The 25,663-nt window shown below is 38.4% G+C and carries 27 protein-coding genes; 2 read left to right on the top strand and 25 right to left on the bottom strand.

Annotated features, from left to right (window positions below; all coding sequences use genetic code 11):
* Positions 1–19: 19 nt before the first annotated feature.
* The 20 genes from GHI45_RS04310 to GHI45_RS04220 form a co-directional block, all read right to left on the bottom strand.
* Positions 20–925, bottom strand: coding sequence for a prenyltransferase (locus GHI45_RS04310; RefSeq protein ID WP_147779594.1), 906 nt, complete (start codon positions 923–925; stop codon positions 20–22).
* Positions 926–979: 54 nt separating this feature from the next.
* A complete protein-coding gene (locus GHI45_RS04305) occupies positions 980–1,966 on the bottom strand; it encodes a polyprenyl synthetase family protein (RefSeq protein WP_147779593.1) in 987 nt (328 codons plus the stop codon).
* 280 nt (positions 1,967–2,246) lie between these two features.
* On the bottom strand, positions 2,247–2,858 hold the full coding sequence (locus tag GHI45_RS04300) for a nitroreductase family protein (RefSeq protein WP_147779592.1): 612 nt from the start codon (positions 2,856–2,858) through the stop codon (positions 2,247–2,249).
* A 466-nt stretch (positions 2,859–3,324) separates the two neighbouring features.
* Positions 3,325–4,428, bottom strand: a complete 1,104-nt coding sequence (gene rlmN / locus GHI45_RS04295; protein ID WP_147779591.1) for a 23S rRNA (adenine(2503)-C(2))-methyltransferase RlmN — start codon at positions 4,426–4,428, stop codon at positions 3,325–3,327.
* Positions 4,429–4,553: 125 nt separating this feature from the next.
* The gene (locus GHI45_RS04290; protein ID WP_147779590.1) at positions 4,554–5,399 is read right to left on the bottom strand and encodes a YutD-like domain-containing protein; all 846 of its coding nucleotides are present in this window, start codon (positions 5,397–5,399) and stop codon (positions 4,554–4,556) included.
* Positions 5,400–5,501: 102 nt separating this feature from the next.
* On the bottom strand, positions 5,502–6,854 hold the full coding sequence (locus GHI45_RS04285) for a bifunctional UDP-sugar hydrolase/5'-nucleotidase (protein ID WP_147779589.1): 1,353 nt from the start codon (positions 6,852–6,854) through the stop codon (positions 5,502–5,504).
* Between the two features lie 59 nt (positions 6,855–6,913).
* On the bottom strand, positions 6,914–7,366 hold the full coding sequence (locus GHI45_RS04280) for a dUTP diphosphatase (protein ID WP_147779588.1): 453 nt from the start codon (positions 7,364–7,366) through the stop codon (positions 6,914–6,916).
* A 133-nt stretch (positions 7,367–7,499) separates the two neighbouring features.
* On the bottom strand, positions 7,500–7,667 hold the full coding sequence (locus tag GHI45_RS11245) for a hypothetical protein (RefSeq protein ID WP_187230067.1): 168 nt from the start codon (positions 7,665–7,667) through the stop codon (positions 7,500–7,502).
* Positions 7,668–7,680: 13 nt separating this feature from the next.
* A complete protein-coding gene (locus GHI45_RS04275) occupies positions 7,681–8,298 on the bottom strand; it encodes an AAA family ATPase (protein WP_147779587.1) in 618 nt (205 codons plus the stop codon).
* A complete protein-coding gene (locus tag GHI45_RS04270; RefSeq protein WP_147779586.1) occupies positions 8,299–9,495 on the bottom strand; it encodes an ABC transporter permease in 1,197 nt (398 codons plus the stop codon).
* Between the two features lie 299 nt (positions 9,496–9,794).
* Complete coding sequence (locus GHI45_RS04265; RefSeq protein WP_147779585.1) at positions 9,795–11,231, bottom strand: glycoside hydrolase family 1 protein; 1,437 nt, start codon at positions 11,229–11,231, stop codon at positions 9,795–9,797.
* Between the two features lie 153 nt (positions 11,232–11,384).
* A complete protein-coding gene (locus tag GHI45_RS04260) occupies positions 11,385–11,594 on the bottom strand; it encodes a hypothetical protein (protein WP_147779584.1) in 210 nt (69 codons plus the stop codon).
* A 116-nt stretch (positions 11,595–11,710) separates the two neighbouring features.
* Positions 11,711–11,905, bottom strand: coding sequence for a hypothetical protein (locus GHI45_RS04255; RefSeq protein ID WP_147779583.1), 195 nt, complete (start codon positions 11,903–11,905; stop codon positions 11,711–11,713).
* Between the two features lie 103 nt (positions 11,906–12,008).
* Positions 12,009–13,514 (bottom strand): PTS sugar transporter subunit IIC, encoded by a 1,506-nt coding sequence (locus tag GHI45_RS04250; protein WP_147779582.1) that lies wholly within the window; start codon positions 13,512–13,514, stop codon positions 12,009–12,011.
* 240 nt (positions 13,515–13,754) lie between these two features.
* Entirely contained in the window at positions 13,755–14,843 is a 1,089-nt protein-coding gene (locus GHI45_RS04245; protein ID WP_147779581.1) for a DUF871 domain-containing protein, read from the bottom strand.
* A 172-nt stretch (positions 14,844–15,015) separates the two neighbouring features.
* A complete protein-coding gene (eis, locus tag GHI45_RS04240) occupies positions 15,016–16,020 on the bottom strand; it encodes an enhanced intracellular survival protein Eis (RefSeq protein ID WP_147779580.1) in 1,005 nt (334 codons plus the stop codon).
* A gap of 68 nt (positions 16,021–16,088) precedes the next feature.
* Positions 16,089–16,466: a VOC family protein gene (locus GHI45_RS04235; RefSeq protein ID WP_147779579.1), complete on the bottom strand. Its 378-nt coding sequence runs from the start codon at positions 16,464–16,466 to the stop codon at positions 16,089–16,091.
* 12 nt (positions 16,467–16,478) lie between these two features.
* On the bottom strand, positions 16,479–16,901 hold the full coding sequence (locus GHI45_RS04230; RefSeq protein ID WP_147779578.1) for a DUF3284 domain-containing protein: 423 nt from the start codon (positions 16,899–16,901) through the stop codon (positions 16,479–16,481).
* Positions 16,902–16,999: 98 nt separating this feature from the next.
* Entirely contained in the window at positions 17,000–17,719 is a 720-nt protein-coding gene (locus tag GHI45_RS04225) for a rhomboid family intramembrane serine protease (RefSeq protein WP_147779577.1), read from the bottom strand.
* Positions 17,720–17,731: 12 nt separating this feature from the next.
* Complete coding sequence (locus GHI45_RS04220; RefSeq protein ID WP_147779576.1) at positions 17,732–18,274, bottom strand: 5-formyltetrahydrofolate cyclo-ligase; 543 nt, start codon at positions 18,272–18,274, stop codon at positions 17,732–17,734.
* A gap of 121 nt (positions 18,275–18,395) precedes the next feature.
* On the opposite strand from GHI45_RS04220, the gene GHI45_RS04215 reads away from it, so the two are divergent.
* Together GHI45_RS04215 and GHI45_RS04210 are read left to right on the top strand one after the other, a co-directional pair.
* Positions 18,396–18,593 (top strand): cold-shock protein, encoded by a 198-nt coding sequence (locus GHI45_RS04215; protein ID WP_147779575.1) that lies wholly within the window; start codon positions 18,396–18,398, stop codon positions 18,591–18,593.
* 183 nt (positions 18,594–18,776) lie between these two features.
* Complete coding sequence (locus tag GHI45_RS04210) at positions 18,777–20,132, top strand: MATE family efflux transporter (RefSeq protein WP_147779574.1); 1,356 nt, start codon at positions 18,777–18,779, stop codon at positions 20,130–20,132.
* A gap of 19 nt (positions 20,133–20,151) precedes the next feature.
* Here the strand turns inward: GHI45_RS04210 and GHI45_RS04205 are convergent, their stop codons facing one another.
* The 5 genes from GHI45_RS04205 to GHI45_RS04185 all read right to left on the bottom strand — a co-directional run bounded on the left by GHI45_RS04205 (position 20,152) and on the right by GHI45_RS04185 (position 25,464).
* Entirely contained in the window at positions 20,152–21,645 is a 1,494-nt protein-coding gene (locus tag GHI45_RS04205; protein WP_147779573.1) for an amidase family protein, read from the bottom strand.
* A 52-nt stretch (positions 21,646–21,697) separates the two neighbouring features.
* Positions 21,698–23,134, bottom strand: coding sequence for an Asp-tRNA(Asn)/Glu-tRNA(Gln) amidotransferase subunit GatB (gene gatB, locus GHI45_RS04200; RefSeq protein ID WP_147779572.1), 1,437 nt, complete (start codon positions 23,132–23,134; stop codon positions 21,698–21,700).
* A gap of 1 nt (position 23,135) precedes the next feature.
* The gene (gene gatA, locus GHI45_RS04195; RefSeq protein WP_147779571.1) at positions 23,136–24,602 is read right to left on the bottom strand and encodes an Asp-tRNA(Asn)/Glu-tRNA(Gln) amidotransferase subunit GatA; all 1,467 of its coding nucleotides are present in this window, start codon (positions 24,600–24,602) and stop codon (positions 23,136–23,138) included.
* A complete protein-coding gene (gene gatC / locus GHI45_RS04190; RefSeq protein ID WP_147779570.1) occupies positions 24,602–24,907 on the bottom strand; it encodes an Asp-tRNA(Asn)/Glu-tRNA(Gln) amidotransferase subunit GatC in 306 nt (101 codons plus the stop codon). Before gatC ends, gatA begins: the two co-directional genes overlap by 1 nt.
* A 143-nt stretch (positions 24,908–25,050) precedes the next feature.
* Complete coding sequence (locus GHI45_RS04185; RefSeq protein ID WP_147779569.1) at positions 25,051–25,464, bottom strand: hypothetical protein; 414 nt, start codon at positions 25,462–25,464, stop codon at positions 25,051–25,053.
* Between the last annotated feature and the right edge of the window lie 199 nt (positions 25,465–25,663).

Below are 25,663 nucleotides of genomic sequence, written 5' to 3'. Positions count from 1 at the left end.
GTGCTTTTACGCACTTTTTTTATTTTATTATCAATCCCACATACATCAAGACTGCTTGAAAAAGTGAGAATACCATTAGAATTTTAACAGAACAGATAAAAGTTTTACTTTTAACTTGTTGCGTTTGATAGGCTTTGGCAAATTTCAAAATCAAAGGTATTGTCAAGAGCATTAAAAGCATGACTGGCGAAATTAATTGTAAAAGTACGGCCAAAACGATTGCAAGATAGCTTGCAACTATTGCCATGTTCCACCATTTTAAAGCAGCTTTTTTTCCAATATAATGAACAATCGTGTAGCGTTCATTTGACTCATCTTCTTCGAGGTCACAGGTATTATTTGCCAACATCAAATTTGAAATCAAAAGGACACTTGGCAAAGCTACCAAAAATGTAGAACCAATCGTTGCCCAATTCCAGACGAATGCACTCCCACTGCTGATAAAGACAACAATCAAGAAAATCAAATAGCCCATCGTCAAGCCACTCAAAGGCTCACCAATTGGTAAACTTGATAGTGGTTTAGGCCCTCCGGCATAAAAAATGCCAACCGCATAACAGATTAAGCCAAGCGCAAAAACTTGCCAGCCGGTTAAATAGGCAACCCATAGCCCAATCAACATTGATGAGAAGAAAAAGAAAGCCAAGAGCCGTTTAATCAAGCCCAAACTCAGTTGCTCACGCCCGATAATATTGGTCTTTTTTTGGTAATCGTCTGTATCAACTGCGTTGTGATAATCATTGTAATTATCCCAAATATCAACGAAACAATTAAACAAAAACATGGCAATAAAATACAAAAATAGAGCGACATAATGACTGCCTTGCGTATGATAAAGCGAATAAGACAGCCCCAATAAAAAGGGAAAAACACTGGCTGTTTTAGCTTTTAACTCAATCAATTCCGCAAATACCTTAAAATTCATTTTATTTCCTCTTCTAATGAGATGGGATATAAGAAAAATGAGTCAATGCTCATTTTAGTAATTTCGTTGGAGAAGCAAGTGTGTTGCTTCTTTTAAAATCTCTTGATTTCTACTTTTCGGCAGTTTTTCAATTTCTTCAAGTGCCTTTTCAGTTAAGGCATTTGCCACAAATAAAGCACCTGTCATGCCACCAGCTTCGGCTACTAAATCTGCCAGTTCAAGACATTCTTGACGGGTTAATTTTTCTGGTGTTTCCATATAAGGCAAGATTTTTTCAGGTTCATTTTCGCGTGCAATTAGCAAAGGAAGTGTGAAAATTCCTAAACGAACATCTGTCAAAATGGGCTTGTTTTCTTCTTCCAAACCAACAGTAAAGTTGAGAATGTCGTCATAAATCTGGAAGGCAAGGCCAATGGCACGGCCGATTTTACCTGCTGAACGTTGAACAGCTTTGTCCGCACCTGAAAAATAAGCACCTTCCAAGCAACTCAAACTAAGCAGTTCTGCTGTTTTTCCGCTGACAGCTTTCAAATATTTATAAATCGAAATTTGGCTGTCAAATGTCGATTGCATTTGTGTTAATTCACCTTGCAAAATTTTCTTCATTGATTTTGCATTTTTAGCTAAAAATGGTGTATCAATCATGGTTTCAATAAGCAGCTCAAAAAAGATGGTATAGATAAAGTCTCCCGTATAAACAGCAACATCTTTCCCAAATTGTGCTTCTACTGACGGCAGTCCCCGCCGAACAGGTGAGTCATCAATAATGTCATCATGAATAAGGGTTGCCGAATGAAGCAACTCCAATGAAGCTGCTATTTTCAATAGCTTTTCTTGTTCTTTTTCATCTTTTTCGTCCGAATTTAAACCTGCAAATAAGAAAAATAAGGCTGGTCGCACCATTTTTCCGCCTTGTGATGTCATCTTTTGAAGGGCCAATTTGAGATCTGAATTGTTGATTTTTAACCGCTCTGCCATCAATTCTTGCACAGCGATCAATTTGTTTTGTATTTCTGGGTAGTCTTGCCAAAAAGTGAGCATTAAATATTTATCCTCTCGTATGCTGAACCAAGTGAAAAATTGCACTTTCAACTGGTTGCAACTGTTAGACAGTCGCCTTTTGAGCCTTAAACTTCAAAAGCAGTCTTTTCAGAACCAGCCGAAAAACAGGACTTTCAGTGGTTCTAGCATGCTTAGCACTAATTACTATTTTAGCAAAAATTATCCTTTTCTGCTTTGTAAAAGTTTATATATATTCGTCATAAAATTACACAAGACCTTTGATTAGATGAATAAAAGTTTGTCAGAACTGACAAACTTTTTAACGGATTTCAATAATTTTTTCTTGTGGCAAACGGTAACTTGGCATGCCTTTGACAGCTGCATTTCCGAGTGGAATAATCATTTCTGGACGGTAACGACGTTCAATATCCAGGATTTCATTGATTTTTGGTGTCCGATTAAATCCTAAAATAATATTTGAGTCGTAGCCACGATTTTTAATGGCATAAACCAAATTCATTGTCACTAGACCTGCATTGATTGACAAATAGTCGCTTTCATAAAACTCATCGTAAGACTCATACATTTGAGGATAACGGCTGTTAAAGCGGCTCAGTTGTTCATCGTTTAATTCGTCTGCCCCATAGCGCGCGATTTCTCTTGAACGTTCAACCAAGTCAGTATCACTAAATAAGACAATCACTGCCCCTGCTTCTTTGACCTGTTCGGCATTGCTTGGCTTCATTTCAGCAAGCAAGGCTTCACGTTTTTCATCACTTTCAACAATAACGAAATGCCAAGATTGGATATTGTGTGCAGATGGTGCCAAACTTGCAGCAGAAATAATCTGTTTTACATCAACTGTTGGAATTTTTGTTCCGTCAAAATGTTTTGTTGCATGCCGCGACTTGTTCAATTTTACAAAATCCATAATCTAAATCCCTCTTATCTCTATTGTTCTTATTGCTCCTATTTTACCATAAATGTGTCAAATTAAGAAAGTTTTCTGACATCTCATACTGTTTAACTTCTAAAAAGCATAGAAGTTGCTTCGCTGTCGATGCTCGCTACACGAACAAGTTCGTTAGTCGCAGTCGCAAAGTTTGCGTCTTACGCACAAAACATTTGTCGGTTTGCTTAGTTGCTAAAGCAACAAGAGCAAAAGGCCAGCGCAAGGCAGTATATTTGCAGTTGCCATTTGGCTTTATCGCTTCAGCGATTTACATCCAATGGACAGCGTAGCAATCTACTAAACGACTGAAAAGTCGTTTAGAGGTTAACTAGTATCAACTTAAAAAAATGGTCAAACATCAGGATTTGGTCTGTCAGCACTGACAAAGGCTTTTTTATTCAATTTTTCTAGCAAAAAAAGTTATCCAAAGATAACTTTTAAGGGATTAAATTTTAACTTGTTCAGCTTTTTCTTTTTTGATTTGTTTTGAACGTAACTGACCACAAGCCGCGTCAATATCCGTTCCATGTTCTTGACGAACAACGCAGTTGATGCCATTTTTCTTTAAAACATCATAAAATTTCTCAACTGCTTCCTTTGTTGAACGTTCATATTTGATGTGTTCAGCAACTGGATTGTAAGGAATGAGATTGACATAAGATAACTTGTTTCTTGGCTTAATCAAATCTGCCAACTCTTGTGCAACTTCTGGTGTATCATTGACACCTGATAACATGATGTATTCATATGTCACACGACGATTTGTCGTCTCGGTATAATAATCAATGGCGTCAAATAGTTTTGCTATCGGTTGGCTTCTGTTGATTCGCATCAGGCTGGTACGCAAAGTGTCATTTGGTGCATGCAAGCTAATGGCAAGATTGATTTGCAAATTTTCGTGTGCAAATTCACGGATTTTTGGTGGCATAAAGCCACATGTTGACACTGTGATGTGTCTAGCACCAATCGCCAAACCGTTGTCATCATTGATGACGTGCAAGAAATCCATCAGATTTTTATAATTATCAAATGGTTCCCCAATTCCCATCACAACCACGTGAGAAACACGTTCATCAAGTCCACGTTCGTCAAAATATTTCTGAACGAGCATTATCTGCGATACAATTTCTCCAGCAGTTACGTCACGCTCTTTTTTCAATATCCCAGAGGCACAAAATGTACAGCCCATATTACAACCCACTTGAGTTGTCACACATACTGACAGTCCATAAGACTGACGCATCAAAACGGTCTCAATCATCATATGATCCGGCAACATGAATAGATATTTAACAGTGCCGTCTTCAGATTCTTGAACCACCACTTGTTCCAGCGGATTCATGATAAAATCCGCATTCAATTTAGCAATGAAATCTTTAGATAAATTGGTCATTTCTTCAAATGATTGGACGCGTTTGCGATAAAGCCAATCCCAAACTTGTGTAGCTCGGAATTTTTTCTCGCCATTTTCTAGCGCCCATTCGATGAGTTTGTCTTGTGTTAAGCCATAAATTGATGGTCTTAATTCAGTTTGTGTATGAGTTGTCATTTTCGTTCCTTAAAATTTATTTTGCTTCTTTTCAAATTGATTGGAACAAAAATTTTCCATGTTTCTGTCCAATAGGTAGTCGTTCAATCATGAAAAGTCAACATTCGTACTGCGAAATTGGCGACTTAATTATTGTCGCGCTTACGAATGACAAAGCCTTGCGGCTTGTTTGTTTGTGTTTGTTGTTTTGCTTGTTTGTCTGGTCTCGTTTGTTTTTGTTTATTAGCTGGCTTGTTTTTGTCAGTGCTGACAGCTTTTTGATGTGTCTTTTCAAGCCCCTTATCCGTTGTCCGCTTTTGTTTAAACGGTGCTTTGCCATTATTATTTGGCTTACGGTTCGCATTCTTTTCGGGTTGTTTTTCTGCTTTAGGCCCTTTAGGGAAAACCTGTCCTTTTTTCTGCGAATTCGAGGTTCTATTTTGCTTATTTGGCTTATTTTTTGAGACGTTTGTATCTTTTTTCTCGCGAATTTCGTAGTTCACATTTTCAGTTTTATCTGTTTCACGATTTTTATTTCGATTGCGACTACGACGGCGGCGCGGTTTATCAAGTCTTGGTTGACGTTCGCCATCTTCAAATGCACGTTCTGATTTGAAGGCCTCTTTCTTCCGCATTTCTTTTGTACGAATGCGACGAAGAACAAAGTACGGCGCACCAAAATTACAAAATTCATTCAAATAATCTTCCAGATGGTCGATTTTTGATGCGGCATCCATTTTTTTACGACTGGTTGAGAAAAATCCTTTCAACCGAAGTTGTTCAAATCCCCAATCCCCTACAATATAATCATATTTGTCGAAAACATCAGAAAAACGTTGTTCCAATTTTTCAGCATTGAACCCCTCACGGAAATTTTGGACAATGTGAAAAACTTTATCTCCACCAATTGTTACAACACCTTCGAATTCCACAACGTGTTCTCCAGGATATTTGTTGTAACTTAACTTTGTTTCATCTATCTCTTTTGGCATTTACTTCTTCTTTTTGCAGATTTACCTTATCTGTCAAGCTCGGCTGACCAGATTGCTGTAGTAACTCCTATGAGTCCCCATCGCACGCGTAAATATACTGCCTCAAAGTCCTTTCTCATTTTTTAGCGCATCGGCCACTACTTCACGTAAAAAGTACGGAAATAAAATCTCAGCCTTCGCTACTTTCTTTAAGAGTGGAAAATACCAGGTAAATAAATACTGATCTGGCATCATCACTTTTACTTCATCATCTTCTTTAATTTCTGCCCACTGCTTTGATTTTTCGTCCTGCAAATAAAACGCACCATTTTCTAGTTTCAAATGATGAAAAATCAGATGACCGAAATATTTACCACGAAAGCCCATGCCACGAATTTGCTGCGTGGTCAAATAAGCAGAAACATCAATCATCTCCGTTAATACTTCCTTCAAGTCACGCCCTGACAAAGTAAATCGGATCATTCGCATCGAATGTGGCAATATTTCATGGAGGCTATCCAAACTGATTTCGGCAGGTAATTCATCCCCAACAATCGATCCAGAATTCAAAACGCAAGCTTGCGTTTGACTGGCTTCTTGCAGACACTGTGCCACAAAGTGACTTGCTTCAAAAGTCGGAAAGCGATTTTCAATTTTCCGCCCCAGATCTGCAATTTTTTCGCCTGCTAACATGCGACGACCTTGCACACGCCACCCATTGATTTGTGTCGCATCTGTTTTATGTTTGGGTAGGGTATTTGTCGCAAGCGCCTCAATATGAGCATCAATCAGTTGCTTTTCGTCATTAAAGACTAAATCAATCTGCCCAACATTTTGACCATATTTTCCTGCTGCAGCAAGTAAAGTACCATGACTTCTTGCCCCATGCTCAAATAAATGATGCGTATGTGCCCCAATAATCAAATCAATATCATATTTTTCAGCGATTTTCTCATCGACATTTTTGCCCAGATGTGACAGTAATATTATAAAATCACAGTCCAATGGCAAAAGCTCATCAAGAACAGAAAACGGATCCGACAGTTCCCATCCTGCCAAAGGATAGGTCAAGGCATAAGGCGCTGTGAGACCAAGAACCCCCACTCGTAGTCCAAAGGAAGTTGTAAAAACCATTGGTTCATGGGCAAAATTCGTCTTCAAATTGGACAAAAGCACAGGAAAATTAGCGTCATCATAAAGATGACTCAACATGTCATGTGTAAGGCCGAGGCCTTCATTATTGCCAATGGTTGCAGCTGTCAAAGAGAGCTGATTCATCAAAGACACATTGAATTGCCCATGTGTCGCTTCAGTTAAAGGGTGAGCACGATCAACATTATCGCCTAAATCAAAGCGAAAAACATCGTTAGATTGCGATATTTCAGCTGATTTATCAGCAAAAAAACGCTCAATCACTGGAAAATTTTCCAAATGTGAGTGTAAATCATTGATGTGCAAAATTCGCAGATTATTCATAGCTTCATTATACCACACCTGTCAAGGCTTCACACAATTCCACCAGCCTACTTTTTGTATTATTTCCCAGTAGATCCAAAACCACCAGTACGGACTTCTTTGAGCCGATTTTCATCGCCATCAGCAACTAAAAATGGCATGAACACGCCTTGAACAACACGTTCTCCAGCCTCAATCACAACCTCGTGGTCAGTGATATTCATCATTTGTGCAAAAATCTCGCCTTCATTTCCTGGATTTCCATAATAATCGCCATCAATGACACCAACGGAGTTGATTAAAACCAGACCTTTCTTGCGAGGATTTGATGAACGATCAAACAAATACAAAACTTCGCCCGCCTGCATGTAAGCTTTTAAGCCTGTTGAAACCAACTTAATTTCATTCGGAGCAAAACTCACGCTTTCGCTAGCTGCCAAGTCATAACCTGCAGCATGTTCTGTCGCACGATAAGGTAATTCTAAGCCTGCATCTGCATATTTTGATACGATTTCAAAGCCACGTAATTTCATTTTTATCTCATTTCTTTTCAATAATTAGTTTAATTATACCATATAAAAAGCACCTTTCGGTGCTGATTTATAAATCACTGATTTACTTTTTCTTTCAAAACTTTATGTTCCAACGGACTTGCCCAAAGGCGTTTCATTTAGTTTGTTCACTTGCTTTGTTCTTTTTCTCTTTTAGTTGCTTAAATTCTTTATTTGTATCAACGAAAGTTTTGTTATCTTCACGATTGAGTCTAGCCTGCTCCTGTGCGATTATCTTAAAAAATTCGTTACTTGGCTTGGGTGCTGGTGTAATTACTGTCATCGATATCTCCTTTTTAAAAAAATAAATCCATATATCCAATTTCACGTGCGGCTTTATCAAAGTCTGTTACTAAATTCAAACCATTTTCTGTTAGTATATATGTTTTATCACAAAAATGTTCAATTTCTTTTAAATTATGCGATGTTAAAAGAACAATTTTTTCTTTAGAAATTTTCTGAATTTCCTCGTAAACCTTTGCTTTTTTAGAAATATCAAGACCGCTAAAAAGTTCATCAATAATCAAAATCTCACAATCAATCGAAAAGGACAAGATTGTTGCAAAAAGTTCTTTCATGCCAAGAGAAAATTTTTCAATTTTTTTCTTTTCAAATTTATTTGCTTCAAATTTTTTTAATAACTGCTCCGCATTTTCACGCTCATTTTTCTTCAAAATACTAAAATAATCTTCCATTTTAAGTGTTTTATCAAAAATTTCAATATCTGCTAAGTAAGCGGCCCTACCTTTTTTAATATTACCTTGTGAAATCGAAACTTCATCGGACAGTACAGAAAATAACGTACTTTTACCAATACCGTTTTTTCCAATTATTCCATAGAGTCCATTCTCAATTATTTCAAAATCAAAAGCAGAAATTTCGGGTAACTTTAGATTTTCTATTTTAAGTTCCATTTATAATTTCCTCATTCTCTGATTTTTTATAACAAAACCTGCAATAAGCATGAATATTACACTCAATAGTGTAAGATACACTACTCCCACTAAAACGGAATATTTTCCTGCAAAACTAGTTGGATTTCCGAAAAGTTTGAGTGGAGAAAAGTAGCTCATCGGAATATATGGCTGAAAAGGCACAAGCCAACTTATATTTTCAATCATTGAATATCCTAAAACAAGAAGTGAGATGACACCAAAAACAACCATACTTCGTTTAACAAATACAGAAATCAAAGCACCTAGTGATGCTAAAAATAGTAAGACAAAAAACAGGTAAAAAACACAACCAATGTCCAAAATTCCATTTGATATGCTAATGTTCGTCAACATAAATCCAGTTGTAACATTAACATCTCCAAGATATGCTGGATAATTCCAACTTCCTACACCATTAACTGTAGCAATCACGATGAAATAAGCAATACTTGCCACTACTAACCATACGTAAGTCGCGACGGTTCCTGCAAAGACCTTGACTATCAGATTTTTCTTTAAATCAATATCTGCAAAACGATACCATCTATTTTCATTTGCTTCATAGCCACTTGCTACCGTGATTGATACCATTGAAGCAAAAAGGACGATAAATAATGCACTTGACAAGATTGGGACAAACTGTTGCTGAAAGTTTCCAAAAGCATGTGCTTGTACCGAAGGCATGATTTCAAAGTCTAAATGTCGTTTTTGAACGAGCTGAATATATTTTATATCTTGCTTTAATTCAAAATTTTGTTGAATTAGGCCCGACTGCGGCATACTATTTTGATTTTCCTTCAATGTAATTATATCAATTTGCTTTTGTAAGTCATAATATCGATTGATATTTTTGGTCTCTAATACTTGAACCTGTGAATGATACAAAATTTTTAGTTTATTCATATAATAAATTGAAGTATTATTGTTAGAAATTTCTGATTGATTTTTTGAGCTTTGTATAGAGTCTTGAAAGCTTTTAATGCTATCCGTGAGAGATTTTTCATTTGATTGTGCCGTTTGAGATAACTCCGTCAAATAACTTCTACTAAATAAATTAAGAAGTGAAATAGTCGAGTAAGCGGCATAAAATACAACGAGAACAGAAATAAGTGTTAGTAAATACCTGTTTCTTTTATTTAAAATAAATCGTTTTAATTCGAATTTAAAAATTTTCATAATCTTCTCCTGACTAGATTTTGTCATATTCTGATAACTAAATGTGGAGAAATCTCGGAACTTCATCACGCTGCACCAATATCAATTAACATTCTCCATTACTTCTGTTAATAAGATTGAAGCAATTCAAACACTTGCTTAATTAAATTCATTGTATTCTTTTTCTTTCGTTTTTTCAATGAGGAGTAAACCTTATTTTATATTTCTCATGTCAAGCACCTAAATTTGATATAAAAAAAAACGCCCAAAGGCGTTTTTTTGTAAAATTTAAATCCGCTATTCTGAGAAAAATTCCCAGCTTATAGTTCTTCAGCATTGGTAGCAATCAATTTTTGGTACCAGTAGTATGAATCTTTTGGAATGCGCTTCAAGCTACCTTCCATTGTTTCATCTTGATCAACATAGACGAAACCATAACGTTTTTGGTAACCATTGAGCCATGACAATAGGTCTGTGTATGACCAAGTATGATAACCAATAACTGTTGCACCATCTGTCATTGCTTCTTTAATGGCTTTGACGTGACTTTCAAGATAGGCAATACGATAGTCATCATGGATTTTTCCATCTTCCAATTTATCATACTCGCCAAGGCCGTTTTCTGTAATCATAACTGGAATACGGTAACGTGAAGTGATACGACGAAGGGCAATACGTAAGCCTTCTGGGTCGATTTCCCAATCCCAGTTCGTCCGTTCGATAAATGGGTTTTGGATTTTCTTATGCAAGCCAGGAACACCTGATTCTTTTGTTGTTCCTTTTTTACCAGTCGTATTAAATCCAGCAGCACCCACACCGCCCTCAATCGGATTCCAAGCATTTGTTGCTGTTTGGTAATAGTTGATTCCGAGGAAATCAGGGTGTGCTGATTTCAAAAGCTCAGCGTCGCCTTCAGCAAATTCAGGTGCAAGACCCTGTTCACGAAGAAGTGCCATTGCAGCGATTGGATATTCGCCATACATGTAAACATCCATCCAGAAATGGCTATACATTTCTTCTGCATTTTCTGCTGCAAGAACGTTCATTGGATCGCTGTCTTTTGCATATTGTGGTGTGTAAGCAAAACTTGGGCCAATTTGTCCAGGCATTTTCATGTCATGGAATTTGTTGATTACTGCTGCATTGGCAAGGTTAGCATGGTGATTGACCTGATAGAAAAGCTTCATGTTTTTCTTTCCAGGTGGGTGAGTTGCGATTGCCCAACCTTGATTAGTAAAGACATTTTGTTCATTCAATGAAACCCAATATTTTACTTTGCCTTTGAAAGCATTGAATAAAACTTCTGAGTAGTTCACGAAATCCGCAATGACTTCGCGAGATTCCCAGCCACCATACAAATCTTGCAAGGCTTGTGGCAGATCCCAGTGATAAAGCGTCACGATAGGTTCAATTCCATTGGCAATCAATTCATCAATCAAGTTTTCGTAGAATTTCAAACCTGCTTGGTTGACTTCTCCACGGCCATCTGGCAAGATACGTGTCCAAGCTACTGAGAAGCGATAAGATTTAAGTCCCAGTTCTTTCATCAATGCAACATCTTCTTTATAACGATGATAGTGATCTACTGCAATATCGCCATTTGTTCCCTTAAATGTTTTTCCTGGAATACGAACAAAATTGTCCCAAACGCTCGCTTTTTTTCCATCTTCAAATGGAGCACCTTCGATTTGATAAGCTGCTGACGCAGATCCCCAAAGAAAATCTTTAGGAAATGATGTTAATTGTTTATGTTCCATAACTCTCCTGAACCATTCTATATTTTATATTTCATTTACTAGTATAGTTCTATTATATCAAATGGAAACGCTCTTATCTGTTACATACCTTGAAATATGTTTTTAAATCATAAACGAAATAAAAAAACCTGTCAGTGCTGACAGGCTTTTGTTTTAGGCAACGATAACGTTGAAGAATAGAACTTGACCCCATTCGCTTCCTTTGATCAAAGCTTTAACTTTTTGCGCTTCTTCATTCATGTCAGCGCCCTCTGGAACTTCGAAATAGTGTTTCAAAGCTTGTTTTTTAACAAATTTGTAGCCATTGGCTTCCAAAAGTTCAACGATTTCTTTTTGTTTTTGTGCAAGATTGACGATAAGCATAATATTTATTTCCTTTCGCGATTTCAGTTTTTTGTCAGTACTGACAATTACTTTTCTTTTTTATTATATCATTTTTGTAACGTTTTCAAGTAAACGTTTTGTTTCAAAAAACGAAACTATTTACGAGATTTGATTTTTTGATTTTTTACAGCATCAATTTTTTCTTGTTCTGCTTCTTGCTCATTTTTCTTGTTCTTCTTGGCCACAAGCATCATGACAATTCCCAATGCAATGACCAAAATTCCGAACCAGTTTTTGTAAGCAAGGAGGAGCAGTCCCAAACTGATGAACGCAACACCCCATGTACTCATTTAGTGACCTCAGTTAGATAAAAAAATATTTATCCCTTTCTATCTTTGAAATAAAACATAAAAACAAGGTGGAGAAACCAACCTTGTCTTCATTATATCAAAATCAGTCAAAATCTGTTTCTTCCATCTTGTTAGCAGCGATAACAAATGGAGTCCAAATAACGAATGTAATAGCCAAGTTAATGATTGACAAGACGATTGCACGCCAGTCAAAACCTGTCGCCATGAAGGCATTCATGATTGGAGGTGTTACCCATGGTACTTGAAGTACGACTGGGTTAACTAATTGAAGCGCTGTTGCAAGATATGCAATGATAACAGCTACCAATGGAGCTACAAGGAATGGAATGAAGAAGATTGCATTCAAGACAACTGGCATACCAAAGAGAACTGGTTCATTGATGTTGAAGAGTCCTGGTGCAAGTCCAAGACGACCAACAATCTTATAATCTTTACGTTTAGAGAAGATCAATACTGCGAGGACAAGTGTGATTGTACCACCTGAACCACCGAACCATGCAAATGCGTCCCAAGAACCACGAACCCAGATATTTACGAATTCACCGTTAATGGCGTGTGCACGAGAAGTTGCGCCTTTTGCTACCAATTCTTGAATTCCTGAAGTGTGGATTTTGTTCCACAAGTTCATGTTGTCAAGTCCAAGAGGTCCCCAGATACCATCGAGTGCTGGTGCCAATACGTTTGGACCATGAATTCCAAAGAACCAGAAGATAGATACAAAGACTGTAGCAATCAATACTGAGAAGATGTTTTGTGACATCACTTGGAATGGTGCTGCCAAGTATTTTTGAATCAAGAAGATAAGTGATTCACCTGAAAGTGTGTTAACAATGTAGTAGATAATACCAACAATGTAAAGTGAAGCGATTGTAGGAATGATTGCCAAGAAAGCTTTAGCAACTGCAGGTGGAACTGATTCTGGCATCTTAATTGTGATGTCAGCAAGCATCAATTTAGCATAGATGATGACTGCAACTGCACCCATAATCATAACTGTGAAATATGCTCCAGCATCGAGTTGTCCTGCTGCAAATCCAGGTTTCCAACTTGCGATGAATTGATTTGACAAAACAGTGTTTACAGCATCATTTGCTTTAGATACACCTGTTGTTTTGTCCATTCCACCGATGTTAGTAAGTGAAGTTGCAATACGAGCAAATTGGTTTGGCAATCCCATCATCAAAGTGGCAGTTGATACGATACCACCAGCGAGGTCATTGACACCGTAAGCACGAGCCAAGTTGTAACCCCAAGAGAAGGCAAAGATAAGACCGATAACTGTCAGAGTACCTTGGTTAACAAGTCCTGAGATGTTGTTCAACTCTTTGAAAACAGGTGTGTTTGCAAGTGTCCAACCAGTACCAGCAGCTTCAGCAGCCGCTGCTTTTGTTGGTCCTTGAATCATTTGTTGAAGAGCTGATGGGAATGTTGTAACGATTGCTGAGATTAAGGCAGCCATCGCACCAGCAAGTGTAGCTGGCAACATACCGATAAAGGCATCACGCAACGCAACCAAGTGTTTTTGAGACCCGATTTTCGCTGCAACTGGGACGAGATATTTCTCCATCCACGCAGTAATTCCGTTCATGGAATCCTCCTTATAAAAAAATATAATAATAAATACTAATCACATACACAAGTGATTAATTTAAAATTCAATAATATTAAAATGGAAATATTATTAAATTTTCTAAGCAAACTTTTTTGTATCGCTTACATTTATATGATAATGCTTTCAAAAGTAAAAAGCAAGACATAAATGAATCTTAAAAACATGTTTCAGATAATAAAACAAAAAGTACTTTTTACAGTGCTTCTTGTTTTTTATTTATTTTTCGATCATTTTGAAACTGCTCCAAGGCTTCAGGAATGCAAGCAGGAAGGCTTCTTCGTCTGCAATACGCCCAACAACATTCACGCGCCCGTCATTTTTCATTGTTTTAAGCGCAATCTGTGTTTCGCCTTTATATTGACCATAACCATTGTTGTCAATCACAATGTCACCTGCCTCAATCGTGTCTGTATCATGAGCAGGGAAGTCTAAATCTTTGTAAATCACACGGGTCATCGTTGAACGAAGAATATAAGCAGAGCGGTCCCCACGGTAACTATGCGTTGCTTCAAAGAGACATTTACGTTCCGCTTCTGAAATTGTTGGACGTGGAACCACTTTGATTTCTGGCATTGTCGCGTGAAATGCTTCTGACATTGCTTTCAATTCTGCTTCACTCGCATAGGCATTACCAATCGTAATGTCATCAATACCACCAATCATCTTGTAATGCTTGACTTGAGTCGCAATATCTAAATCTCGGTGATCTTCTAGCGTGCAAAGGCCGTCTTGTGTTGGCCAAGGGCCAAATGTGGCTTCATGAGCATTAACAAAAGCCATTGTATTCAAGTTGTATTTTTTGAATTTTGCTGTACACTCCAAGAAGAATTCGTAATCCAAACCAGAATAACGATGAGGATAGAAATTATGACTGCCTAGCAATTTTTCTGTATCTGGTGAATAATCCATGATACTATCGACATAAGTTGTTCCTTGACTCATATTGATTTCAACTTTGAGTCCATATGGATTTCGAGTCATTCGGGCTTCTTCTGCCCCTGTAAATCCGAGATCAAGACGAATACCGTCCGCACCTAATTCGTGGAAGAATGATAGGTCATCATAGCTGATTTCTAATTGTCCAAAAAGTCCGGGATTGATGTCAATCATGACTTCCATATCTAAACTGTTGGCGTAGTCAACAACTTTTTTAAATCCTGACAAGACTTCCTCTTTGTTTCCTTTGATTTCTAAAAGCGAAGTAAAGACCCGTTTAAATCCATATTGATGTGCTAAATCAAGATATGCTTTGTCCTTTTCAAAAGTTGAACGTTCTGGATAAACTGAAATTCCTAATTTTCCCATTTTTCTCTAACAAATTTATTGCTAAACTTGTTTTTTCCTTTCCATTTTTAGACCTTCTCAAATTTAAGCCTTATTCTATGATAAGGTTTTCATTTTTAAAATGCAAGCGATTTCTGGAAATAAAAAAATATTCCTAAATTTAGGAACATTTTTCATCTTTGTTTCTTCTTGATTAAAAGTATTCTCTGAGAATAGCAGACTGCTCTTTCAGTACACGCGCGGTAAATTCGCCGATAGTCATTTCTACTGGCTCTCCTTGTCCGACCGTTTGGTTGTTTTCTTGAATGAGGTCATCACAAATGCGTGCAGCAAAATTGGGTTGTCCATTGACTTCTAAAAAGGCAGACAGGTTGACAATTCTTGCCATCATATATGGCTGAATTTGAATATTTGCTTGACTTGGTTCAGCAAGATCTTCTTCCAGCTTTTCATGGCTTGGCGCAATCCAAATTATTTTATCAAATGAACTGGCGTGGCTGTAGATGAAACGATAAAGGGCATCTTTTGCCGAAGCCGTCAAACAAATCAGCTCACGAATGACAAAATCAGCACCATCAAATTCATAAATCAGATAGCCCATTTTTTCATCATTTTCTTCATAAATCGCAAAGTTTGGCTTTGATTTGAAGCTGAAATAATAGTCCCAAATCTGTTCATTTCGAGCTATGCTCCCTTGATTATAGGCTTGTTCATGGATTTTTTGCATCTGTGTTTGCCCGTCTTTTAGGCTGACGCGCTTAATGTTTCCGCTTGTTTTCTTTCCTTTTGGAAATTGAAGAGCTGGAATTTCATATTTTTTGCGGTTAAAACTATAAGCATAACCAAATTTGGCGTAAAATTCATAAGAAAAGGGTGCCAGATAACTCAGGGCCGTTCCTTTTTCATATTCATCGTGCAAAAGTTTTGTCATCAGTTGACGGATAGCGCCATTGCCTCTAAACTCGGGATAGCTCGCAACGTAGCCAATACCTGCCATTTTTAAGCGGTTCTCCTTCCAATGAATATCAAAAGGAATGTCAATCACCATCGATGTCAGTTGTTGCTGATTTTTATCATAATAAGGTTTCGCAAAATCAAGAAGCGCATAGAATGCTTCATCGCCACCTGTTACAGGTTTATGAAAGGCGTATTTTGCCAGTTCAAGAAGTTCTTCATTTAGTTTTTGATGCGTATTCATGCTTTTATTCTAGCATATTTTTGGTAAATAAAAAACATTTCATTTGAGAGAAATGTTTTTTGTTTGTTTCATATCGTAATCTCGATTTCATTATTTTCAGGGTCAAGAACAACTGCTTCATAGTAACCATCTCCTGTCACACGAGGGCCAGATTTAACCGTAAAACCGTCTTTTGTGAAACGCGCAGCCATGGCATCAACCGTTTCTTTACTTCCAACAGCAATCGCTAAATGCGCATAGCCAAAATCGGCCTTTGTCAGTACTGACAGGCTTTCTTTTGTACCGATTTCCAATCGGGTATCGTCAGCAAAGCTCAGAAAGTAAGATTGAAAGGTCGTTTTGGGATTATGATATTTTTCCCCAGCCACCGCATTAAAATACGTTTCATAAAATGAACGCATGCCTTCTAAGTCGTGAACCATTAGACCAACGTGATCAATTTTCATTCAGATGTCCTCTTATTTCCCGATGTAAGATTTTTGGATTGAATCAATAATTGCGATGATTTGGCGTTTTTTGAAGCGTCCCAATGCGAAACCAACAACCATGTCATTCATTTTTTGAATAAAGCCGTTTGATACGCGATCTTCTGTAATAATAATCGTTGTTGAACGGTCATCAATCTTGTGCAATTCCCAGCGTGTGTGGAAAGTATTACGTTGTGTGGAAGTCGTGAAAGCATAGACTGATGGGCCAGTTACTTCGTCAAATTTGATGGTTCCTTTTTGATTCTTGCCAAATGTTTTGACGTATGAAAAACCTGTCATATTCATCACTTTTGGACGTTTTCCAGTTTGTTTCTGAATATCATAAAGGCTTGATTCAATAATTTTTTCAAAAATAAATTCGCGTGGGACGTCAATTGTTTTGTTAATCTGCATTCTTTGTACACTTTCATTTAAATCTTTTAATTTATTTTAGCAAGTTCAGAAAACGTTTGCAAGGTTTTTTCGTTTTTTTATAGGAAATATATTTCTTTTTAATTGGTCATAAAGGGCAAAATGATAAAAGCAAGGAGTAGGCCGACAAAAACAATGCTTGTAATGATTTTATAGTGTGCCGGAATTGCTCGTTTGAGCGATTTAGGTGGGAAGATAGCTGAGAGCAAGAGACCGCCGATAGCGCCACCGATATGGGCCCAGATGTTGACCTGCGTGCTTCCAAGTGAACCAATCGCACCAATATTAAACACATTGAGCAAAAGATTTATGACAATCAGCACAGCAAAGGTCTTTCCGATTTGTTTTAAAACAGGCATTTCTGTGAAATAGCCTAAACCAACGACGGCACCAAAAAGTCCAAATATGGCACCTGAAGCACCCGCTGACAAGCTTTGTGGTGAAAAGAGAAAACTCATGGCATTTCCAAAAATTCCTGAAATGAAATAAATCAGTGTGAAACTTTTCCAGCCAAATACTGCTTCAACCTGTCTGCCGATAAAAAAGAGCGTAAACATATTAAATAACAGATGTGTCCAGCCAATATGAAGGAAAATCGGCGTCACTAATCGCCATAGTTGAGTCGGATCAGCAAGAATGTTTGGTCCCCATAATGCGCCCGAATTGAGCAGGTTAATCCCTGTCGTTGCTTGGTTACCAAATGCCAAAAGTTGACCAATCCAGACCAAAATCGTAACGATTGTGATGACATAAGTGGCTTTAAATTCTGAAAAATCTTTTTTTAAATCAAAATGATCCATGAGTTCTCCATTTCAAGTCTTTGCTTGATTTTTTGTGTAAGTAAAACGTTCTTCTACCATTATATCATGACTTTCACTTTCAAACTCTACTGATTGCAAATCATAATAAACCGATGCCGTCTTTCCTTTGAAACTGGCCAAATACCGATCGTAATAGCCTCCTCCAAAGCCAATGCGATGTCCTTGTGAATTCCATGCAACACCTGGCACCAAAATGAAATCGGGAATTTCTTCTGGCAATCCATCGGGTTCCAAAACACCAAAACTTGATTTTTTGAGATGCAACTTGTCATACTCGGCAAAAATCATTTGACGCTGGGGCAATGTTTTCGGAATTAGAATACGTTTGCCTTCATTTTTTGCAATATTGAAAAGTTGAGTCAGATCAAATTCCATTGGCATTGGCAGATAAAGTCCGACAACTCGGGCCTTTTTCCAGCTGTCAGAGCTGACAAGATTGGATAAAATGCTTGTTGTTTGTATTCTTTTGTCATTTTCTGACATTTTAATCAGAAAATTTATAATATTTTTTCTTGTTTCCGCTTTACTTTCCATGATAACTATGTTATCATAAATCTGTAAGTTTTTGTCTTAAGATTAGTTCTGTAACATTTTGTTCACTCCTTATTAAGATTTACAATTTACAAAAAAATATATATTAAGGAAGTATTTCAAAATGGCACAAGGAACTGTTAAATGGTTTAACGCTACTAAAGGTTTTGGTTTTATCACAGCTGAAGACGGAAAAGATGTATTCGTACACTTCTCAGCAATCAACACTGACGGATTCAAAACTCTTGATGAAGGACAAAAAGTAAACTTTGACCTTGAAGAAGGCCCACGTGGTCCTCAAGCAGTTAACGTTACAAAATAATAATGACTCCATGAAGCTGTCACTCAGTTGTACATTCTCGATAGGTCGCTAAAGCGATTAGTCGAAATGTCAGCTCTGACAGTTTTTTTATTGCCAAAAACCGCACAATTATCTTGTCAAAAGGTATAAAATAGTCTAAAATGAAAGCAATTAAACAAATTTTAGAATGTTATTAGGGAAAAAATGAAAGATTTAACCAAAGGCAATATCCTCAAAGGATTGATTGCTTTCACCTTGCCACTTTTGATGGGCAATTTTTTTCAGGTGCTTTACAACACAGCAGATACGCTGATTGTGGGGCAAACGTTGGGGAAGGACGCGCTAGCTTCCGTTGGTGCAACAGGATCCATTAACTTTTTAATTGTCGGATTTGCTCAAGGAATGACGGGTGGTTTGACCATTTTGACGGCGCAACGTTTTGGTGGAAAGGATAAATTAGGCGTAAAGAAGTCCTTTGTCACAGGACTTTATTTTACGATTGCCATTTCCATTGTTTTGAGCGTTATTTCGGTCATTTTTGTGGGAGAATTGCTTCAAATCATGCAAACACCCGCGGATATTTTTGAAGGTTCTAAAACCTTCTTAACTGTCATGCTGGGCGGAATGATTGCCTCAAACTTATATGCCTATTTGTCAAATGCCTTGCGGGCTTTAGGAAACTCAAAAACGCCACTCTACGCCTTGATTGTTGCCAGTATTCTCAATATTATCATGGAATATGTTGCTATTTTAGTCTTTCATCTGGGCTTGTTTGGTTCAAGTGCCGCAACTATTTTGGCACAAGCCATCTCGGTCTTGTTCCTCTTTTGGTATATCAAGAAGAAAGTGCCAGATTTCCATATCGACCGCTCAATGCTCAAAGTGAGCCGGCAAGAAATCAATGCTCACGTCCGTCTAGGATTGCCAATGGGCTTTCAGTCCTCAATCATTGCTATCGGTTCTATCACGCTCCAAATTGCGCTCAATAAGATGGGAACCAATGCGGTAGCAACTCAAGCAATCGTCAGCAAAATCGACCAATTTGCTATGCTTCCAATGATTTCAATGGGACTTGCAATGGCGACTTTCGCTGCCCAAAACTACGGCGCCCAGCAGTACAAACGAATCAATCAAGGTCTGCTTCGCTCACTTGCGATTGCTGTGGGCTGGTCAATCCTGTTTGCCGCTGTCTTGATTTCGCTCAATTACTACTTCACAACAGCTTTCATTTCACCAAGTCAAACGGCTGTTATCGATATGGCAAGACATTATTATGTTGTCAACGGCAGTTTCTACTGGCTGCTTGCCATTTTGTTTGTGACACGTTCAACCATTCAGGGACTGGGAAATGCGAAAATCCCAACCATTTGTGGCTTCATGGAATTATTCATGCGTGCAGGCGTTGCAATTTTCGGTGTTCTTTTGCTCAATTATACGGTGATTATTTCTTCCAATCCTGCTGCTTGGATTGGGTCAACCGCCATTCTCATTCCGACAACCTTAAAAATGGTTCGAGAATTCAAGAAAAAAGGAGACCTAGAACTTCTTGCTGTAAAATAAAAAAGGCCCAGGGCCTTTTTTATTTTCGATAATACTCAGGTAAGATTAATTGCCCTTCGTTTTCAAATTCTAAGGCTAAGGCTAAAAGCTCAAGCTCTGAGTTCTTCCTGCCCCAAAGTTGAATGCCTAGCGGTAAATTGCTTTCTTCAGATACATAAACGGGCAGCGAAAGCGCAGGCTGTCCTGTCAAATTGCTGATAAAATTGTAAGGCGTATAAGCAAGCGAGCGCTCAAATGCGGTTTCGATAATCCGAAGTTGTTCCGTAAAATCATAATTTTTAATCCGACGCATTTTTTCTTGCGTGTCAGCACTGACAAGTTCTTCGCCAATTTTTGGAGCTGTCTTAGCCGTCGTCGGTGTCAAAAAGAGATCGTATTGGCTGAAGATTTTTTCTTCAAAAATAGCACTTGCATTATCCCACTGATCTAGCGCATTGATATAACTACTGACAGGAGCTTTCCGTCCTGCTTCTAGCAATGCAAACGTCAAAAGTTCGACATCATCAGGAGTCAACTGACGTCCATTTGCAAGCTCCCAAGGTTCAAGCATAGCAAGGGTTTCCGCAGCATTCATTTCGTAGTAGGATTGTATCAAGCTACGCGCATTCATTGGAAATGCAACTTCGACCAATTCATGCCCTTGTTTTTCAAGAAAAGCCACCGCTTTTTTGACGGCATTCACAGCATCAGCTGATAAAGGGATTGCATCAATCGGAGAAGCTAAAGAATAAGCGATTTTAAGCCGTTTATCATGTTCACTGGATTTACCCTCTGTCAGAGCTGACAGCGCCTGTACGTCCAATAAGGACGTCTGATAAGGAGCTGCTTCTTGAACCACTTGCATGGCCATCACAAATCGAGCCGTATCACGCACAGAGACCGTCAAACTTCCAGAAATGGACGCCCCCTGCCATGAACGATATGCTCCGGGCCCTTGAGGCATTCTACCTCTAGTCATCTTCAAGCCAATGAGACCTGAAAAGCTGGCAGGAATTCGAATTGAACCGCCACCATCAGACGCCCCGGCCATAGAGAACATACCAGAAGCGACTGCTGAAGCTGCGCCTCCTGAGGAACCACCTGAGTAATAATCCTGGTTCCAAACGTTTCTTGTATCGCCATACAGTTTGGAGTCTGTTATATTTTTAAAGCCAAATTCTGGGGCTGCCGTTTGCCCAAATGGTGTCAGTCCAGCTTCCATCAATTTAGTAACGTAATTGCTGTCAGTTCTGGAAACACTATCTTTAAAAAGGAGAGAACTGGCTGTATCTGGCAAACCTGCATGACTTTGCCCAAGCATTTTCAAGGCAAATGGAACGCCCGCAAAAAATCCTGATTTCGTTTTTTCCAAATCCGCTAGCGCTTTTTTACGATCGTAAGCAATGACAGCATTGTATTTTGGATTGAGCAATTCAATTTTTTCTTCTGTCAATTTGAGCAAGGCTTCTGGCGTGATTTCATTGTGACGGATTTTATCCGCCCAGTATGTCGCGTCTTTTATTTTATTCGTCATCCTTGGAATTATCCTTTCAAAAAAAGCAAGCGAATGCTTGCTTTTTGATAGATCAATCTTTGTCTAATTCTTGGTAGAGCAATTTTTGGGCGACAGCTGGATTGGCTTGACCCTTTGTTGCTTTCATCAACTGTCCAACAAGTGCTTTGGCAGCATTTTGTTTTCCACCGCGATAGTCGGCAACTGATTGTTCATTTTTGGCAAACACGTCATGAATAATTGGAATTAAAACTGCTGGATCTGAAATTTGAACCAAACCAGCTTTTTTAACAAAGGCTTCGGCAGAACCACCATTTTTGGCAAGTTCAATAAAGACTTTTTTGGCAATTTTTGATGAAATTGTGCCGTCAGCAATCAAGCTCAACATTTCTGTTAAGTTTTCTGGACTGAGTTTAATCTCATTCAAAGTTAATTTTTCAGCATTCAAATATTGTGCAATTTCGCCTTGCAACCAGTTTGAAATCAATTTAGCGTCTGCACCAAGTGCAACAGCAGCGTCCAAGAAATCTGAAGTTTCTTTAGCAACTGTCAATTGTTTGGCATCTGCTTCTGAGAGTCCCAAATCATTGATGTAGCGCGTACGACGTGCTTTAGCAAATTCAGGCATTTGACCACGCACTTCTTCAATCCAAGCGTCTTCAACAATCATGTGTGAAGGCAGATCTGGTTCTGGGAAATAACGATAGTCAGCTGAACCTTCTTTGACACGCATCAAGATTGTTTCACCTGTTTTATCATCAAAACGGCGTGTTTCTTGACGAATGACACCACCAGCACGCAAGATTTTTTCTTGACGGGCTGCTTCAAAAGCAAGCGCCTTTTTAACATTGCTAAATGAGTTCATGTTCTTGACTTCAGTTTTCACGCCAAATTCTTCTTGTCCGTAAGGACGGAGCGAAATATTAGCGTCACAACGCATTGATCCTTCTTCCATCTTGACATCAGAAATGCCTGTGTAAAGAATAGTTTCGCGTAAAGCAGTCAAATAAGCGTATGCTTCTTCAGCAGAACGCATTTCGGCATGAGAAACAATTTCAATCAATGGCACACCTTGACGGTTCAAATCGACATAAGAATAGCCGTCTGTTCCGTGTGTGTTCTTTCCAGCGTCTTCTTCAATGTGACCACGCTCGATACCAATTTTTTTCTTTGTTCCATCTTCCAACTCAATTTCAATCCAACCATCGTGACCAATTGGCGTATCTTGTTGAGAAATTTGATATGCTTTGGGATTATCAGGATAGAAATAGTGTTTGCGGTCAAAATGCATGTCTTGACTGATTTGCATATTGAGCGCTAAAGCTGCTTTCATTCCTGCTTCCACAACGCCTTTGTTCAAGGTTGGAAGTACTCCTGGCAAGCCCCAATCAATGAGATATGTTGATGTATTTTGTTCAGCTCCATAAGCAATTTTTCCTGGGCTGAAAATTTTGGAATTCGTGTTCAACTCAACGTGAACTTCAAGTCCAATGACTGTTTCAAAATTCATATTATTTCGCACCTCCGAAAATGACAGGTTGTTTTTTATGCCAATCAGTTGTTGCTTCAAAGGCAGCTGCAACTTGATAGATTGTTTCTTCTGAATAACGTTTTCCGATAAGTTGCATACCTACTGGAAGGCCATCTGCTTGACCTGCAGGGATTGAAATTCCTGGCAAACCGGCCAAATTAACTGGAATTGTCAAAATATCTGCCAAGTACATTGCGACAGGGTCATTATTACGGCTTCCTAAATCAAAGGCAACCGTTGGTGCTGTTGGGCCTAAGATTAAGTCATATTTTTCAAAGACTTTAGCAAAATCATCAGCAATCAATGTCCGAACTTGTCCAGCTTTCTTGAAGTAAGCATCATAAAAACCAGCTGAAAGGCTATAAGTTCCAAGCATAATTCGACGTTTCACTTCTTCTCCAAAACCTTCAGAACGAGATTTTACAAACAAATCTTCAAGATTTTTGATTTCTTCGGCACGATATCCAAAACGAATGCCGTCAAAACGTTGGAGGTTTGAACTTGCTTCGGATGAACCGATGATATAGTATGCAGCAACGCCATATTTACTATGTGGCAAGCTTACTTCTTCAACGATTGCACCAAGTTTTTCGAGGTGTTTCGCAGCAGCAAGGACTTGTTCTTTTACTTTTTCGTCAATACCTTCACCAAAATATTCTTTTGGCAGAGCGATTTTCATGCCTTTAATATCTTGACCGATTTTTGACGTATAATCAGGAATTTCAACTTGTGAAGAGGTACTGTCTTTTGCATCAAAGCCAGAAATCACTTGTAAAAGTTCTGCATTTTCTTCAACAGTTTGAGAAAAAGTTCCGATTTGGTCAAGTGAACTTGCAAAGGCAATCAAGCCCCAGCGAGAAACACGACCGTACGTAGGTTTCATACCAACAATACCGTTGAAACTTGCAGGTTGACGAATTGAGCCCCCTGTATCTGAACCGAGAGACAAACGTACTTGACCTGAAGCAACGGCGGCGGCTGAACCAGATGATGACCCACCAGGCACTTTAGTCAAATCCCAAGCATTGTGTGTTGGTTTTACTGATGAATTTTCACCAGAACCACCCATGGCAAATTCGTCCATGTTGGTTTTTCCGACAACAATCATGCCCTTGTCATAAAGTTTTTCAACAGCTGTGGCATTGTATGGTGGCACCCAACCACGCAAAATTTTACTTGCAGAGGTTGTTTCGATGTCTTTTGTGACAATATTATCTTTGACAGCAAGCGGAATACCATCTGTCAGTACTGACGCATTAACGCCACGTGCATCGATTGCTTCAGCTTGTGCAAGTGCTTCTGTTTGCGTAATATTGAGGAAAGCTCCCATATCAGCTTCACGCGCATTGATGTCAGCCAGTGTTGATTTTGTCAACTCTACTGCTGAGATTTCTTTGTTAACAAGAAGTTGGTGTAACTCCTTGATTGATTTATCATTAAATGACATCAGGCATCTCCTCCATCAGCAAGCATTGCAGGCACTTTGATAAAGCCATTTTCATGCGTTGGTACATTTTCAAGCAATTTTTCACGGTCAAAGCCAGCAACTGCGACGTCTTCACGCATTCGGCTTTCGTTGTCAGCCACATTCATTGTGAATGCCACACCGTTCGTGTCCACTTCTTCGAGCATCTCAACCATGTCAATAATTTTGCCAAGCGTTTCTGTAAAGTCAGTAATCTCGCTTTCAGCAAATTCAAGTTTCGCCAAGCCCGCAACGTGCTTGACTTCTTCTGTTGTAATTTGACTCATATATTTTTTGACCTTTCAGCCCTCTAAAAGAGCGATGAGTGATTTTTTTCCAAATTGGTCACAATAAACCAATTTTAGAGTATTTCACTGTCTATTATAACAAAAAACAGCATTTTTGTATGCTGTCAGTACTGATACCAGTATCATTTCACTTTTTTGCCGATTTTTTCTTTGACGATGACAAAAATAAGCCCTAAACCAAAGACCACATTGACATAATAGCCATATCTAAGTAAGCCAAAAATCGTCTTGAAGGTTGATTTTATTTCTGTCAGCCCCATTCCAAAGAGATTAAAATGGAAAGGCAAGGTCAGCAAGAACAAAATCATAAAAACCATGGCAGCCGAAATAACTAGCGACATTGCTTTCTCTTTCACCCAATAATGTAGCACGATGAGTAAAGCAAGCGATACAAATAATATCCAATGCGCCACTATCCATTGAATGCCAGAAAAACTCGCCTCCGACATGGTTGTTAAACTGATGCCATAGTTAAAAGGCAAGAGATATGTCAAAAGCCAAAGAGTTAAAACAGCTGAAAAATATTTTTTACTCATGCGTTACCACTCTATTCTAAAATTATATACTATACCTAATCTAAAATCGCTCAGATTTTAGACTTCCTTGTTCCTAACCTTTTTATCAGTCGCTTTAGCCTTTTTGCCAGTCGCTTCAGCGACTAGGTAAAACGGACAAATGGTTTGTGCCACTAGGCAAAACGGATAAATGGTTTAGGAGCAAGTCCAAATGACTAGT

This window comes from Lactococcus sp. dk101 (assembly GCF_009601055.1).
Lineage (GTDB): Bacteria > Bacillota > Bacilli > Lactobacillales > Streptococcaceae > Lactococcus.
This window is presented reverse-complemented; position numbering and strand designations above follow the sequence as displayed.

Excerpts from the sequence above, each read along its gene's own strand:
- GHI45_RS04270 (WP_147779586.1), bottom strand. The coding sequence starts at position 9,495 with ATGAAAATTTTTAAATTCGAATTAAAACGATTTATTTTAAATAAAAGA.
- GHI45_RS04275 (WP_147779587.1), bottom strand. The coding sequence starts at position 8,298 with ATGGAACTTAAAATAGAAAATCTAAAGTTACCCGAAATTTCTGCTTTT.
- GHI45_RS04285 (WP_147779589.1), bottom strand. The coding sequence starts at position 6,854 with ATGAATAATCTGCGAATTTTGCACATCAATGATTTACACTCACATTTG.
- GHI45_RS04235 (WP_147779579.1), bottom strand. The coding sequence starts at position 16,466 with ATGAAAATTGATCACGTTGGTCTAATGGTTCACGACTTAGAAGGCATG.
- GHI45_RS04280 (WP_147779588.1), bottom strand. The coding sequence starts at position 7,366 with ATGAAATTACGTGGCTTTGAAATCGTATCAAAATATGCAGATGCAGGC.
- GHI45_RS04185 (WP_147779569.1), bottom strand. The coding sequence starts at position 25,464 with ATGAGTAAAAAATATTTTTCAGCTGTTTTAACTCTTTGGCTTTTGACA.
- GHI45_RS04255 (WP_147779583.1), bottom strand. The coding sequence starts at position 11,905 with ATGAGTACATGGGGTGTTGCGTTCATCAGTTTGGGACTGCTCCTCCTT.
- GHI45_RS04225 (WP_147779577.1), bottom strand. The coding sequence starts at position 17,719 with ATGGATCATTTTGATTTAAAAAAAGATTTTTCAGAATTTAAAGCCACT.
- GHI45_RS04220 (WP_147779576.1), bottom strand. The coding sequence starts at position 18,274 with ATGGAAAGTAAAGCGGAAACAAGAAAAAATATTATAAATTTTCTGATT.
- GHI45_RS04300 (WP_147779592.1), bottom strand. The coding sequence starts at position 2,858 with ATGGATTTTGTAAAATTGAACAAGTCGCGGCATGCAACAAAACATTTT.
- GHI45_RS04215 (WP_147779575.1), top strand. The coding sequence starts at position 18,396 with ATGGCACAAGGAACTGTTAAATGGTTTAACGCTACTAAAGGTTTTGGT.
- GHI45_RS04260 (WP_147779584.1), bottom strand. The coding sequence starts at position 11,594 with ATGCTTATCGTCAATCTTGCACAAAAACAAAAAGAAATCGTTGAACTT.
- GHI45_RS04245 (WP_147779581.1), bottom strand. The coding sequence starts at position 14,843 with ATGGGAAAATTAGGAATTTCAGTTTATCCAGAACGTTCAACTTTTGAA.
- GHI45_RS04310 (WP_147779594.1), bottom strand. The coding sequence starts at position 925 with ATGAATTTTAAGGTATTTGCGGAATTGATTGAGTTAAAAGCTAAAACA.
- GHI45_RS04250 (WP_147779582.1), bottom strand. The coding sequence starts at position 13,514 with ATGAACGGAATTACTGCGTGGATGGAGAAATATCTCGTCCCAGTTGCA.
- rlmN (WP_147779591.1), bottom strand. The coding sequence starts at position 4,428 with ATGACAACTCATACACAAACTGAATTAAGACCATCAATTTATGGCTTA.
- gatA (WP_147779571.1), bottom strand. The coding sequence starts at position 24,602 with ATGTCATTTAATGATAAATCAATCAAGGAGTTACACCAACTTCTTGTT.
- gatC (WP_147779570.1), bottom strand. The coding sequence starts at position 24,907 with ATGAGTCAAATTACAACAGAAGAAGTCAAGCACGTTGCGGGCTTGGCG.
- eis (WP_147779580.1), bottom strand. The coding sequence starts at position 16,020 with ATGAATACGCATCAAAAACTAAATGAAGAACTTCTTGAACTGGCAAAA.
- GHI45_RS04205 (WP_147779573.1), bottom strand. The coding sequence starts at position 21,645 with ATGACGAATAAAATAAAAGACGCGACATACTGGGCGGATAAAATCCGT.
- gatB (WP_147779572.1), bottom strand. The coding sequence starts at position 23,134 with ATGAATTTTGAAACAGTCATTGGACTTGAAGTTCACGTTGAGTTGAAC.
- GHI45_RS04210 (WP_147779574.1), top strand. The coding sequence starts at position 18,777 with ATGAAAGATTTAACCAAAGGCAATATCCTCAAAGGATTGATTGCTTTC.
- GHI45_RS04265 (WP_147779585.1), bottom strand. The coding sequence starts at position 11,231 with ATGGAACATAAACAATTAACATCATTTCCTAAAGATTTTCTTTGGGGA.
- GHI45_RS11245 (WP_187230067.1), bottom strand. The coding sequence starts at position 7,667 with ATGACAGTAATTACACCAGCACCCAAGCCAAGTAACGAATTTTTTAAG.
- GHI45_RS04290 (WP_147779590.1), bottom strand. The coding sequence starts at position 5,399 with ATGCCAAAAGAGATAGATGAAACAAAGTTAAGTTACAACAAATATCCT.
- GHI45_RS04305 (WP_147779593.1), bottom strand. The coding sequence starts at position 1,966 with ATGCTCACTTTTTGGCAAGACTACCCAGAAATACAAAACAAATTGATC.
- GHI45_RS04230 (WP_147779578.1), bottom strand. The coding sequence starts at position 16,901 with ATGCAGATTAACAAAACAATTGACGTCCCACGCGAATTTATTTTTGAA.